Source organism: Streptomyces sp. AM 4-1-1 (assembly GCF_029167625.1).
In the GTDB taxonomy this organism is placed as follows: domain Bacteria; phylum Actinomycetota; class Actinomycetes; order Streptomycetales; family Streptomycetaceae; genus Streptomyces.
Genome location: NZ_CP119145.1, coordinates 6,129,110 through 6,141,700 on the forward strand (window position 1 = coordinate 6,129,110; position 12,591 = coordinate 6,141,700).

A 12,591-nucleotide genomic window follows, 5' to 3' on the forward strand; every position below is an offset into this window, starting at 1 on the left:
CGACGACCGGCTTGAGGAACGCCCAGGTGTGGTCCCCGCGCACGCGGGGGTGGTCCCTGGCGGAACCTCCTCCGCAGCGCGCTCGACGGGTGGTCCCCGCGCACGCGGGGGTGGTCCCGTCAACGAGGACGGGCTGCCGGTGGACGCGACGTGGTCCCCGCGCACGCGGGGGTGGTCCCCACCCGACCAGGGGATGGCTGTACGACGTGGCGTGGTCCCCGCGCACGCGGGGGTGGTCCTCTCTCGTACCTCGCGGCGTTGACCGTGGTCGAGTGGTCCCCGCGCACGCGGGGGTGGTCCCCACCTCCGGCACCGGGCGGGCGACCGGTAGCTGTGGTCCCCGCGCACGCGGGGTTGGTCTCTCTCAAGTGGAGATCCCGTGTTCGATAAGGGTCTTCTCCTCACCCCGTTGCTTGGTCGCTCGTGATCTTGGAGGGTTCGGTCTGTCTTGCTTTCGCGCGCCATGGCCCCTGACACCGCGAGACGGCTCGTGCAGGCTCATCTACGAGAGCCCAAAAAATTCGGGCGGTGATGTCGAGAACCCGTGGCTGGCTCCGTCCCAGCAGTGAACGCGACCACAATGGGTCGCACCAGCACCGAGGAGAAACACCATGGCCAAGTACCTGCTGCTCAAGCACTACCGTGGCGCCCCGGCTTCGGTCAACGACGTGCCCATGGACCGGTGGACGCCGGAGGAGATCTCGGCCCACATGCGGTACATGCACGACTTCGCGGCCCGGCTTGAGGAGACCGGCGAGTTCGTCGACGGTCAGGCGCTCGCCCCTGAGGGAACGTTCGTCCGGTACGACGGCGAGGGCCGTCCGCCGGTCACCGACGGCCCGTTCGCCGAGACCAAGGACCTCATCGCTGGCTGGATGGTGATCGACGTCGACAGCTACGAGCGCGCCGTCGAGCTGGCCGGAGAGCTGTCGGCCGCTCCCGGTGCGGGCGGGAAGCCGATCCACGAATGGCTCGAACTGCGCCCGTTCCTGGCCGCACCGCCCACCATCACGGAGTGACCTGAGGTGAACGAGGTCCTGCTGCGGAGCCTCACACCGAGCGTGCTCGCGATCCTCGTCCGCCGCGGAGCCGATTTCGCGGCGGCCGAGGACGCCGTGCAGGACGCGCTGGTCGAGGCGGTCCGCGTCTGGCCGGCCGACCTGCCACGGGACCCGAAAGGCTGGCTGATCACCGTGGCCTGGCGCCGGTTCCTCGACGCGACCCGGGCGGACAGCGCCCGCCGCCGACGCGAGGACCTTGTCGACGAGGAGCCCGTGCCCGGTCCGGTGCCCCCGGTGGACGACACGCTCCAGCTCTACTTCCTGTGCGCCCACCCTTCGCTGACGCCGTCGTCCGCGGTCGCGCTCACGCTGCGTGCCGTCGGCGGACTGACCACCCGGCAGATCGCCCAGGCATACCTCGTGCCCGAGACGACCATGGCCCAGCGCATCAGCCGGGCCAAGCGCACCGTCTCCGGCGTGCGATTCGACCGGCCCGGCGACGTCGCCACCGTGCTGCGCGTCCTCTACCTGGTCTTCAACGAGGGCTACTCCGGCGACGTCGACCTCGCCGCGGAGGCCATCCGGCTCACCCGGCAGCTCGCGGCCGCGATCGACCACCCAGAGGTGGCGGGGCTGCTCGCACTCATGCTGCTCCACCACGCCAGGCGTGCCGCCCGGACCTCGTCCGACGGCAGTCTGATACCGCTCGCCGAGCAGGACCGGGGCCGGTGGGACACCGAGTCGATCGCGGAAGGCGTCGAGATCCTTCAGGCGGCCCTCGCCCGCGACCGGCTGGGCGAGTTCCAGGCTCAGGCCGCCATCGCGGCACTACACGCTGACGCGCCCACCCCCGAGCAGACCGACTGGGTGCAGATCGTCGAGTGGTACGACGAACTCGAGCGTCTGACCGACAGTCCGGTCGTCCGGCTCAACCGCGCCGTGGCCGTCGGCGAGGCCGACGGACCGCGCGCGGGCCTTGCGGCGCTTGGGGCGCTGGATGACTCACTGCCCCGCCACGCCGCAGTGGCGGCGTACTTCCACGAGCGTGACGGAGACCTGGCGACGGCGGCGCGGTTCTACGCCGAGGCGGCACAAAAGGCACCCAACCTCGCCGAGCGCGACCACCTGACGCGCCAGGCCGCCCGGCTCAATGCCCGACGGTGCCACTGACGGGCCCCGGTGAGGATTGCGGTCCTGAGCGGCCTTCCGGACTGGGATGGCACAACCGTCAGTGGCGAAGAGGCGCGGACGCATGGTCACTCGGGCCTGACGCGTCGTGGTTCCCGCGGCATGGGCCAGGTCGGAGGGACAGTCGAAGCTGGCTGGAGCAGTAACGTCAATGGCATCCTTGGCCGGTTGCCCTTCACGGCGGATGGCGATGACCAGGAAGACGGAATGAGTGGGCGGATTTGTTCCATACACGGCAGAGAGTCGGAATGTCGGGATCTCTGGAAGTAAGTAAAAACAGGCTCTCGTCGGTGTAAAGTCCCAGGTCAATTGCTGTGGTCCCCGCGCACGCGGGGGTGGTCCGGCTGCACTGAACCGCGCACCTCTCCCCCGTTGGTGGTCCCCGCGCACGCGGGGGTGGTCCCGCCCCGAAGAACCCGTCCCGGCTCGCCGACGAGTGGTCCCCGCGCACGCGGGGGTGGTCCCCACGAGCAGTCGAAGAACATGGCCGCCCGCATGTGGTCCCCGCGCACGCGGGGGTGGTCCCGGCGGGCTGTCCGGCAGCGGGATACCGCGCTCGTGGTCCCCGCGCACGCGGGGGTGGTCCCCTCCTCGACCACGTCGTGGTCAACCCGCTCACTTGATCCCCGCGCACGCAGGGCTAATTCGAGCACGGACTATTGGTTGTCGTCGCCATTGCCGCTGCCCATCGTGGCGTGCCAGTTTCCGCCTGAGAGGTGACATATCCCGTCAGGCGTGATGTGGACACGTGCGCCCAGCAGGGGCAGAGAGCCTTCTGCGTTCAGGCGGTTGCGGGTGCGTTCCAGGGCTGTCCAAAGTCGTTGTGGTCCGCCCTGGTGGACTTCCGGTGGGTCGGTCCGTTCGGCGGTGGCTCGGGCCCATGAACCGTCCGGGTGGACCAGACAGGCGGTCCGGTGCCGGCCGTGCTGTTCGTATACGTGCTCCACACCGGGTGTGGTGACTTCCAGCATGGAGCGCAGTTCCCAGGCGTTCGCCACGTCCACCACCGGGTAGCGGCCTGTGCTCGTCTCCTCTCCCCGGGTGTCCCGGGCGAGGGCGAGCAGATCGGAGAGGGTGGGCGGGTGGTCGTCGCCGGATCGGGTGAGCATGAATCCGGCGGTGTCGCGCTCCACCTGTCCGATCACGTCCCCGTTGGTGTGCTTCCAGCCCGTGACGATCAGACAGGTCCGCCCCAGCGTCGTCGCGATCCGGCCGCCCGGTACCAGTGCGGCAAGGGTCGGTCGGAGCCCCGGGCCAGTGGGCAGCCCTACCGTGGACACGATCCGCTCGTACAGGCCCGGTACGTGTTCGGTCGCGTCCGCAGTGATGAGTTCGGGGTGCAGACCCATGTCGGCGAGGCGTGCACCCGCCGCGTCGGTCAGGTAGGGGTCCACGTCCAGGCTCGTGACACTCCCGTCCCTCAACCTTCGGGACGCGTACGCGGCGAGTCCGCCGGCTCCGGTGCCCAGGTCCAGGAGCGAGAGCCCCGGACCCGGTCGCCCGTGCCGGAGCATGCGTACGACCAGGCTCGGCAGCGTGGCGGACGACGTGGGTGCCCCGTCGGGCCGGTCGCCGGGATTCGCGTGGTCGGCGTGCAGAGCGCCGACCCTGGTGACCAACGACCGGTCGCCATAGGCCGCCTTGGCCCATGCGTGTGAGTCGTTCGCGCCCTCGCGCAGAACCCATCCGCCCGAGTCGTCCATGTCCCACCAACGCGGGATCAGTTCATGACGGGGCACGCTCGCCACAGCGTCGCGCCACCGAGAGTCCGGGTCCGTCACCCGGTCGGCGAGTTCTTGCGCCCGCCTCTTCCAGTCCATGCTGCTGAGCCTTTCCGTGATCAGTAGGCGGGGTCACATATTTCAGTGCTGGCAGGATCGCAGTCGTTCGAGTCATTCGACGCGCACGCTGCGCGAGGAGCGGGCACGCCTACCGAGAGAACGGCCCACTGTGGCCCCCGTGGGCCGTCGGCGGGCTTGTCCTCGAAACGGCCGACCGGGGTGCCGCGAGGGTTCGGTCCCGCCCCTGCCGCAGAGCGGGGGCCACGGACTCGTGCTGTTCTGGTACCGGGTCCTATGTGGCAGGGGCGGAGGTTTCACAGCAGTCATCCCGGCTGCTGGAGGCTGTGTCCGGGATGAGGATGTTGATCACAGGGCGAGAGCTTCTTCACGAGTCATGGGGTTCCGCAGCCGCAGCCGCAGCCGCAGTCGCGGAGCGCGGGTCGGCGTGCGCGGCAGTGAAGGTCCACCGAGAGAGACAGTCACCACCGCATCACCCACACAGGTCTGCGCTGTGTACTCGGGGTGGGTCACCACGCCCGTCGAATCGACTTTCGAAGCCGGTTCTCCTCGGCGACCCTGGTGCGCAACCGCCGTATCAACAGGGACTCCACGGCCCGGGACTTGTCGGCGCGGCACCGCTCGCACTCACATGGCGGGAAGCGCAGCGGATTGAACTCCGGCAACGGCGGCCTCGGCTTCGTCATGCCGGCCGCCGCTCCGAGCAGTCCGCCGTCTGCTGGTGACGGCGCAGGAGGACCCGGTAGTCCACAGCCGTACTGAGATCACCCTCGTCGTTGGCGATGGCTTCTTCCAGGCGGAGTTCCTGGCACTCCCGGCACTCGGCGGATGCGCCGGGGGCCGGGGCGTGCGGCGACTCCTGAGCGCCTTCGGGGACGTTCATCGCAGGCACGATCGTTCCTCTCCGTAGTTGTTCCACTACCAAGACGGCACAGCGTGGCCTACAGTCGGGCTGTCCTCAACCTGTGTCAGTTGCTCGGGGAGTTAGGTGGTAGCCGTTGAACCGGAAAGAGCTGGACCCTGAAAAGTCACCGAGTGCGGCCTTCGGGCAGCGTTTGCGCACGCTGCGGGATGAGCGCGGCTGGACACAGGACGAACTGGGGGAGCGCATGGGGTGCTCCGGGACGCACATTTCCGCCGTCGAAACTGGTCGTCGACCCCCAACTCCTCGCTTCGCGGCAAGTGCTGACAGGGCGTTCGGTACTGGGGACAGACTCGAACGCCAGGGTCGGGCTGTATGGAACACCGCAATACTTGAGGGCTTCCCGGAGTTCGTCGCCCATGAGGTACGTGCGGCGGAGATCAGGCTCTTCGAGCTCGGCATCATTCCGGGCTTGCTCCAGACGCCGGAGTACGCTGCCGCCATCACTACCGGCGCCGTGCGACGCGGAGCAATCACCGAGCAGCAGGCAGAAGAGCGGCTGACGCTCCTTGCTCAACGACAGGCATCCCTGGAGCGGACTCCCTCACCCTTGGTGTACGTCGTTCTTGATGAGAGCTGCATTCGGCGCCCGGTGGGTGGCCCCGGAGTCATGGAGAAACAGCTGGAACGGCTCACCGCGTTCGCCGAGCTTCCCTCAACCGTCGTACAGGTGGCCCCATTCGACCTCGGTGAGCGACGAGCGTTCGATCTGCCCGTAACGCTGCTGACTCTTGCCGACCGGTCTCATATTGCGTACGCCGAGTCTGCACAGCAAGGGCGTCTGGAGCGCGATATGAGGTTCGTGCAGCCTCTGGTAACGGCCTACCATCAGATGCAAGCCGAAGCGCTGTCCCAGGCGGCATCCGTAGCCGTGATCGAGCAGGTACGAAAGGGCACCCCGTGACGACCGATTCCCCCCGTTGGTTCAAGTCCTCTTACAGCAGCAACGGCGGCCAGTGCATCGAGGTCGCCGCCAACCTCGTCGTCTCGCGCGGCGTGGTTCCCGTCCGTGACTCCAAGGCCCCGGGCGGTCCGGTTCTGAGCTTCCCCGCCGACACGTTCGCCTCGTTCGTGGCGGGCGTCAAGGCCGGCGGGTTCGGCATCGTCTGACCGGCTGCTCAAGCGACGTCCCATCGTGCAGAAGGCGATGGGACGTCATGCTGCTCACCGCGTGGTGCAGCAGATCATGGGGTCCGCCACATCAAGCGGCCCGCAGTCTCGCCCCGTACCTTCTCAGTCGTCAGCCAGCACCACGCAGGACTCCCCGGGCAGTCGCAGCACCCCGTCCGGCCCCGGCCCCGCCGCCGGGACCGGCGTCCACGCGGCCAGCACCCGCCCGCCGACCCCGCCGCTCCTCTCGCCACCCCCATCCCCGCTCCCGCCCGCACCGCCGCCCAGCGGGATTTCCGCAGGCGTCGGCCCCAGGTTCACCGCGATCCGCAGGTCCCCGCGTCGGTACGCCAGCCAGCGGGCCGCCTCGTCGTGGGCCGTCCGTACCGTCGCCAGGTCCGGATCGCGCAGGTCCGGCAACGTGCGGCGCAACGCGATCAGTTCGCGGTACCAGGCGTGCAGCCGGGCGTGCGGTTCGCGCTCGGGCTCCGTCCAGTCCAGGCAGGAACGGTCACGGGTGCGCGGGTCCTGCGGGTCGGGGATCTCGTCCGCCGACCAGCCGTGCGCCGCGAACTCCCGCCGCCTGCCGTCCCGTACGGCGTCCGCCAGGGCCGGGTCCGTGTGGTCGGTGAAGAACTGCCAGGGCGTGCGGGCGCCCCACTCCTCGCCCATGAACAGCATCGGGGTGAACGGTCCCGTGAGGACCAGGGTCGCCGCGCACGCCAGCAGGCCGGGGGAGAGGGTCGCGGCGAGGCGGTCGCCGAGGGCCCGGTTGCCGATCTGGTCGTGGGTCTGGGCGTAGCCGACGAAACGGTGGGCCGCGCTGCGGGTGGTGTCGACGGGACGGCCATGGGTACGGCCCCGGAACGTCGAGTAGGTGCCGTTGTGGAAGAAGGCAGAGGTGATGGTCTTGGCGACGGCGGCCAGCGGGGCGTGCGCGAAGTCGGCGTAGTAGCCCTGCGACTCACCGGTCAGGGCCGTGTGCAGGGCATGGTGGAAGTCGTCGTTCCACTGGGCGTGCAGCCCGAGACCGCCCGAGGCGCGGGGCGTCGTCGTACGCGGATCGCACAGGTCGGACTCGGCGATCAACGGGAGCGGGCGGCCCAGCTCGGCGGCGAGCGCGTCGACCGCCGTGGACAGTTCCTCCAGGAACGTCAGCGCGCGGGTGTCGGCCAGGGCGTGGACCGCGTCGAGCCGCAGCCCGTCCAGCCGGTAGTCGCGCAGCCAGCCCAGCGCGCTGCCCAGCAGATACGCGCGCACCTCGTCCGAACCGGGGGCGTCGAGGTTCACGGCGGCGCCCCACGGGGTGTGGTGCGTCTCGGTGAAGTACGGGCCGAAGGCGGGCAGATGGTTGCCGGACGGCCCGAGGTGGTTGTGGACCACGTCCAGCACGACCGCCAGCCCCAGCGCGTGCGCGGTGTCGACGAAGTGCTTCAACCCGTCCGGGCCGCCGTACGGTTCGTGCACGGCCCACGGCGCCACGCCCTCGTACCCCCAGCCATGGGTGCCGGGGAACGGGCAGACCGGCATCAGCGACACATGGCTGATGCCCAGTTCCGCGAGGTGCGGCAGTCGCCGGGCGGCGGCGTCGAAGGTGCCCTCGGTGGTGAACGTGCCGATGTGCAGTTCGTACAGCACCGAGCCCGGCAGCCCCCGACCCGCCCAGTCAGTGGTCCGCCAGGGGTACGCGGCGTGGTCGACGACCGCGCTCTCGCCGTCCGGCCCGTCCGGCTGGCGGCGCGAACGCGGGTCGGGCAGGACCGGCCCGTCGTCCACCACGAAGCCGTACCGGTCGCCGTCGCCGGCCTCCGCCTCGACGGTCCACCAGCCCGCCCGTACCGGATCGCGCTCCATCACCCGCAGGGTGCCCGAGAGCCGCAGCCCGACCGTCGCTGCCTCCGGTGCCCACACCTGGAACCGCATTCACCACTCCTCGTCCGGGACTCACGGTGTGTCCCATGATCGGCAGAAGTGATGATCACCGGCCCGCGACACTGGATGGAGTCTGTTACTGGCGATTAAGGTCTGGTTCTGATCGTTTCCCTGTTTGGTCGTGCTCGTAACGTACGGCTCATGGAGGTCGAGATGACCGTGCCGCAGTTCCCGCCGGGCTTCCTGTGGGGTGCCTCCGCGTCCGCCTTCCAGACCGAGGGGGCCGTCGACACCGACGGCAAGGGACCTTCCGGATGGGACGCCTTCGCCGCGCGGCCCGGACGGATCAAGGGCGGTACCGACACCACCCTCGGCACCGGCTTCCACGACCGCTACCGCGAGGACGTCGCCCTCCTCTCGGGGCTGGGCGCCGACGCCTTCCGGTTCTCCGTCAGCTGGCCGCGCGTCGTGCCCGGCGGCAGCGGACCGGTCAACACGGCCGGACTCGACTTCTACGACCGCCTCGTCGACGAACTCTGCGACCACGGCATCACCCCCGCCCCCACCCTCTACCACTGGGACACCCCGCTCCCGCTCGACGAGGCGGGCGGCTGGCTCGAACGGATGGCGAGGGAATCCCCCCGTACGAGGCCCCGCGGCGGGCCGCACACTTCGCACCGCGCCTTCCGCGCGAGCCGGAAGGGGACCTGTCCTCTCCCGGGACGGAAGCAGGCCGGAAGCAGGCCGGAAGCGCAGGTCGGAGGGCAGGTCGGCAGGGGTGGGAAAGAGGCATCGCCGACCCGCTCTTCTGGACACCCCGGCCGGGCGGCCCGACAATTGATGGTGTGACGTCCTCCTTCGAGTCCCCCACGTATCCCGCGCGGCTCTCCGACGCCCAGCGCGACCGTGCCCTCGACGTGCTCAGAGAAGGAGCGGCGCAGGGCAGGCTCTCGCACGACACCTTCGTACGGCGCATGGAACTCGCCCTCACCGCCGGCCGCGTGGAGGAACTGGACGCGCTCACCGCCGATCTGCGCACCGGAGGACGCTGGTCGGGACGGCTGTTCCGGACCGTCAGCGGAGTCTCCGCCTTCTCCGAACGGCTGCGCAGGGCCTGGCAGACCGAGCGGCTGCCGAAGCTCCTGCTGCCCGGCCCCGGCCCGTATCCGCTGTTCATCGGCCGTGACCCGGGGAACGGGCTGCGGCTCAACCACGAGACCGTGTCCCGCACCCACGCCGAACTGACCGTGCGCGGCGGCTGCTGGTTCCTGCGCGACCTCGGCTCCACCAACGGGACCTGCGTCAACGGCCGACGCGTCACCGGGGTGGTCGCCGTGCGCGACGGGGACCAGGTGAGCTTCGGACGGATGGGCTTCCGGCTCTCCGCGCCCCCGGCCCGGCCGCCCGCCTGAGCGACCTCCGGACCCATCGACGCGGGCCGCGGCGAGGAGTACGGGACCCGGGGGCCGCCCGGGTCGCGGCGGTCCCGGCGCACATGGTCCGGGGCGCGGTCGGAGAGGACCGCGCGGTCCTCGCCGTCGATCCGCCCCGGCGGCGACAGCTCGCGGTCTTCTCGCGGGTCGAACTGACGGGTGCGGCGGCCGAGTTCACAGAACTGCCGCGCGCCTCCTGGCCGCACCGGGACCTCTGGGGGATCGGCCGGGGCCAGGCGGGTGAGGTGTCCGCCGGGCCCCGGCTCTCGTCGTGCTGCTCTGTGTGTCAGTCGCACCGGCCCGTCGGCCGGGTGCGGGTCACCAGGTTGGTCGTACCGGTCGTCGAGTCCAGCCACACCACCTGGCTGCCGTCCACCGCCGCGCCCCACGTCTGCGTACCGCGGTTGCAGGAGACCCGGCCCTTACTGGTGCCCGGTTCGTCGACCGAGCCGTTCGCGTCGAACTGGTAGAGCTTGGGCAGCGATTCATTGCGGATCTCGTCGTCGGGGACGTAGGCACCGACCGTGACCGCCGTCTCGGAGGCCGTCACGCTGCGCCCGTACAGCGCGTCCGGTCCGGTCGCCGGCGTGAGGTCCACCACGCCGGAACCGTCGAGTGCTGCGCTGCGCAGCACGATCGTGTCGTTCTCGCCCGACCAGTCCTCCAGGAGCCAGAAGACCCGCGTTCCGTTGATGGCTGTCGGGCCGAGAGTCGTCTCGTCCGGAGCCTGCTGGACCACCGTCTTCACACCGGTGGCGACATCGATGACATTGGTGGTCAACGCGTACGTCACGCCGCGCACCCGGTTTCTGGACTGGTAGGCGACCTTGCCGTGGTTCGCGGACGAGCTGTGTGATCTCTGATAGGTGCCACCGCCGAAGTTGTGGATGTTCTGCGGGTCCTTCAGGCTCAGATAGGACACCGCCGCACGCCCGCCGATATTGGCGTGGTCGAAGGCCACCACGTCACCGTCGACGCTCACCGGACCACTCGCGCTCCTGCCGTGCCACAGGATCTTCACCGGACCGCCCGCGAGCGGTCTGGCCAGGAGGTCGACGCCGTCCACGCCGTGTGCTGTCCACACCACGGTCTTGCCGTCGGTGGCGGGATTGTCGTGGTAGCGGCCGTCGTTGGGGCTGATCAGCTTGGGCTGGCCTTTGCCGTCGGTGCGCCCGGCCCATACCGAGTACGGTTCCGAACCGTCCTCGTTCGACTTGGACACCGCCCACCATCCGCCGCCCGCATCAGGCCCCGTACCGGTGGTGTTGATCCGGCCGAGGAGGACGTCCGAGTCGGAGCCGATGGCCAACTCCCAGCCGGGCACGATGCCGTGTGCGGTGAAGGCCCGCTGGAGCGTCTTCTGGTCCGCTGACTTGACACCCAGGTCCTTGGCGGCCGCGAGTACCGCCGCCCGTCCCTCTGTGAAGCCGTCGAGCGGGGTGAGGTACTCGGTGAGGGCTTTGTAGACGATGCGGTCGGTGAGATCGGGGCCCAGGTCCTCGCGGGCGTCCCAGAGCGCGCCGCCGAAGATGGTCGAGTTCTGGTGGACGCCGCCATTGTCGTTGATGAAGTCGAAACCGATGAACGACCTGGTCGTGGTCCGCCCGTCGTTGAGGTCACGCAACGCGCACTCGCGCGGGGCCTTCGTCCGGCAGAGCCGCTCGCCGACGAGTCCCGAGTCGGGGTCCGTCGCCGAGGTGCCGTGCACCTTCGCCTCGATGGTGTTACCGAAGTAGTCCGCGATGGCCTCGTTCATGGCGCCCGACTGGCCCGCGTAGACGAGTCTCGCGGAGCGTTCGATCACGCCGTGCGTCATCTCGTGACCAGCCACGTCCACGGCTGCGGACAGCGGGCGGTACTCCTCGTCACCGATGCCGTACACCATCTTCTGCCCGTCCCAGAAGGCATTGACGTACGTACCCGAGTAACCGGTTACGCCCACGAGGGAGTTGATGCTCGTGCCGTGGCCGTCGAGGCTGTTGCGCCCGTGCTCGTCCCTGAAGTAGTCGTACACCTGCCCGGCCGCCCAGTGCGCGTCCACGGCGCCCGCATCGGTGGCCTCGGCGCCGAACGCGGGGGTCGGCGAACCGAACTCCTTGATGCCGTCCGGCCACCCGCCGGACACGTCACCGACCAGCTTGCCGCGGGCGTCCCAGGTGGAAAGAACCTTGGTCGTGTACTCGTCGGCGGGGATGCGGGTGCGATCGCGCAACACGTACAGACCGCTGCTCGCGTCCTGCTCGACCTCAAGGGCGACGGATGTGCCGTCCAGCTTGACGCCGGTGCCCTGCTCGGCGACCGGCGTCCGCTGCCGGACGCTGGATGCGGCGGGCTTCCCGGCCGCTGTACGGGACTTCCCCGCAGAAGTGACGGGCGTGCCGAACGTCTGGATTCCGCTGTACTGGAAAACCGGGTATCCGGCGTGGGCGTCGATGTAGATCTCGCGCACGACGGGTTCCCCGCTCGCGGGGTCCGTGCCGTGCACGGTGATGTGGTGGGTGAGGACGCCCGGGCCTCTGGGCAGGACGACGAGTCCACGGGCGATGCCCTTGAGCGGGGGCGTGTCCTCCTCCGTCCCACCCCGGGACGATGTCCAGTTCTGCCTGTTGAGCTCCGCGAGCACGGCCTCGACGGCGCGTTCGACGGCGAGTGTTTCGGTGACCTCGGCGGTGGTGTCGGTGTGCAGTGCGGTGAAGTATTTGCCGGAGGTGCCGGTGACGGTGCGTGTGCCGTCCTTGTTCTGCATGCGGACGATGTATTCGCCGCCGAGGACGGGTATGCCGTGGTGTTTCTGTTGCAGGCGTACGGTTTCGTGGCCGTCGGTGACGGTGGTTCCGGCGGGTGTCAGGTCGCGTGGGGCGTTGGTGATCCGGTATCGGTCCTGTTTGGCGTTGAGGTAGGTGCGGGCGGCGTTTTCGGGGGTTGCGGCGGCCGGGGCCTGCTCCCGGATGCCCTGGACCAGCGCGGGTGTGTCGGTCCGCTGTCCCTGGACCACTTCTCCGGGGCTCGGCGGTAAGGGAGTTGGCACTGTGGCGGCGTCGGCGGGCAGAGCTGATACGACGAGTGCGGCGGCGCTGATCAGCGCCGCCGCACCCGATATGCCACTCAGCCGCGCTCTGCGGCCTCTCGCTCTTCTTGACTGCCGGGGATGACGCATCGTTTCCCGACCTCCTTGTCGGTGGTGCCGGCGGCGGAGCGCCGTCGGCAGGGGCCATGGAAGCGGTGATGCACCGCTCCGTTCAATGGGGGCCGGACGCCCACTGATG

The 12,591-nt window shown here is 69.7% G+C and carries 9 protein-coding genes, 2 pseudogenes and 2 CRISPR repeat arrays (1 of these 13 running past the window's edge); of the genes and pseudogenes, 7 read left to right on the forward strand and 4 right to left on the reverse strand.

Features of this window, described 5'->3' with window-relative positions; all coding sequences use genetic code 11:
- Nucleotides 1-362: a CRISPR direct-repeat array (repeat unit 29 nt; unit sequence GTGGTCCCCGCGCACGCGGGGGTGGTCCC); it begins 338 nt to the left of the window's first position.
- 249 nt (nucleotides 363-611) lie between these two features.
- Nucleotides 612-1,019 (forward strand): YciI family protein, encoded by a 408-nt coding sequence (locus PZB75_RS25855; protein WP_275537692.1) that lies wholly within the window; start codon nucleotides 612-614, stop codon nucleotides 1,017-1,019.
- Nucleotides 1,020-1,025: 6 nt separating this feature from the next.
- On the forward strand, nucleotides 1,026-2,171 hold the full coding sequence (locus tag PZB75_RS25860; RefSeq protein ID WP_275537693.1) for a DUF6596 domain-containing protein: 1,146 nt from the start codon (nucleotides 1,026-1,028) through the stop codon (nucleotides 2,169-2,171).
- A 332-nt stretch (nucleotides 2,172-2,503) separates the two neighbouring features.
- Nucleotides 2,504-2,836: a CRISPR direct-repeat array (repeat unit 28 nt; unit sequence GTGGTCCCCGCGCACGCGGGGGTGGTCC).
- Nucleotides 2,837-2,845: 9 nt separating this feature from the next.
- On the opposite strand, the gene PZB75_RS25865 is transcribed toward PZB75_RS25860, so the two are convergent.
- Together PZB75_RS25865 and PZB75_RS25870 are read right to left on the reverse strand one after the other, a co-directional pair.
- Nucleotides 2,846-4,009, reverse strand: a complete 1,164-nt coding sequence (locus PZB75_RS25865) for a methyltransferase type 11 (RefSeq protein WP_275537694.1) — start codon at nucleotides 4,007-4,009, stop codon at nucleotides 2,846-2,848.
- Between the two features lie 661 nt (nucleotides 4,010-4,670).
- Nucleotides 4,671-4,880 (reverse strand): hypothetical protein, encoded by a 210-nt coding sequence (locus tag PZB75_RS25870; RefSeq protein WP_275538938.1) that lies wholly within the window; start codon nucleotides 4,878-4,880, stop codon nucleotides 4,671-4,673.
- A 106-nt stretch (nucleotides 4,881-4,986) separates the two neighbouring features.
- On the opposite strand from PZB75_RS25870, the gene PZB75_RS25875 reads away from it, so the two are divergent.
- Together PZB75_RS25875 and PZB75_RS25880 are read left to right on the forward strand one after the other, a co-directional pair.
- Nucleotides 4,987-5,814 (forward strand): helix-turn-helix transcriptional regulator, encoded by an 828-nt coding sequence (locus PZB75_RS25875; RefSeq protein WP_275537695.1) that lies wholly within the window; start codon nucleotides 4,987-4,989, stop codon nucleotides 5,812-5,814.
- The gene (locus PZB75_RS25880; protein ID WP_275537696.1) at nucleotides 5,811-6,020 is read left to right on the forward strand and encodes a DUF397 domain-containing protein; all 210 of its coding nucleotides are present in this window, start codon (nucleotides 5,811-5,813) and stop codon (nucleotides 6,018-6,020) included. Before PZB75_RS25875 ends, PZB75_RS25880 begins: the two co-directional genes overlap by 4 nt.
- A gap of 123 nt (nucleotides 6,021-6,143) precedes the next feature.
- Here the strand turns inward: PZB75_RS25880 and treZ are convergent, their stop codons facing one another.
- Nucleotides 6,144-7,943: a malto-oligosyltrehalose trehalohydrolase gene (treZ, locus tag PZB75_RS25885; protein ID WP_275537697.1), complete on the reverse strand. Its 1,800-nt coding sequence runs from the start codon at nucleotides 7,941-7,943 to the stop codon at nucleotides 6,144-6,146.
- A 162-nt stretch (nucleotides 7,944-8,105) separates the two neighbouring features.
- Here treZ and PZB75_RS25890 point away from each other — a divergent pair.
- From PZB75_RS25890 to PZB75_RS25900, 3 genes and pseudogenes are all read left to right on the forward strand, one after another.
- Nucleotides 8,106-8,516 (forward strand): annotated as a pseudogene (locus PZB75_RS25890) (family 1 glycosylhydrolase); the annotation flags it as partial.
- A gap of 221 nt (nucleotides 8,517-8,737) precedes the next feature.
- Nucleotides 8,738-9,304: a DUF1707 and FHA domain-containing protein gene (locus tag PZB75_RS25895; RefSeq protein ID WP_275537698.1), complete on the forward strand. Its 567-nt coding sequence runs from the start codon at nucleotides 8,738-8,740 to the stop codon at nucleotides 9,302-9,304.
- A gap of 62 nt (nucleotides 9,305-9,366) precedes the next feature.
- Nucleotides 9,367-9,510: pseudogene (locus PZB75_RS25900) on the forward strand (LysR family transcriptional regulator); the annotation flags it as partial.
- A 101-nt stretch (nucleotides 9,511-9,611) separates the two neighbouring features.
- On the opposite strand, the gene PZB75_RS25905 reads toward PZB75_RS25900, so the two are convergent.
- Nucleotides 9,612-12,482, reverse strand: a complete 2,871-nt coding sequence (locus PZB75_RS25905; protein WP_275537699.1) for a M4 family metallopeptidase — start codon at nucleotides 12,480-12,482, stop codon at nucleotides 9,612-9,614.
- Between the last annotated feature and the right edge of the window lie 109 nt (nucleotides 12,483-12,591).

What these genes read in the sequence shown, in the direction of transcription:
- PZB75_RS25855 (WP_275537692.1), top strand. Translation starts at nt 612, where the DNA reads ATGGCCAAGTACCTGCTGCTCAAGCACTACCGTGGCGCCCCGGCTTCG.
- PZB75_RS25865 (WP_275537694.1), bottom strand. Translation starts at nt 4,009, where the DNA reads ATGGACTGGAAGAGGCGGGCGCAAGAACTCGCCGACCGGGTGACGGAC.
- treZ (WP_275537697.1), bottom strand. Translation starts at nt 7,943, where the DNA reads ATGCGGTTCCAGGTGTGGGCACCGGAGGCAGCGACGGTCGGGCTGCGG.
- PZB75_RS25905 (WP_275537699.1), bottom strand. Translation starts at nt 12,482, where the DNA reads ATGCGTCATCCCCGGCAGTCAAGAAGAGCGAGAGGCCGCAGAGCGCGG.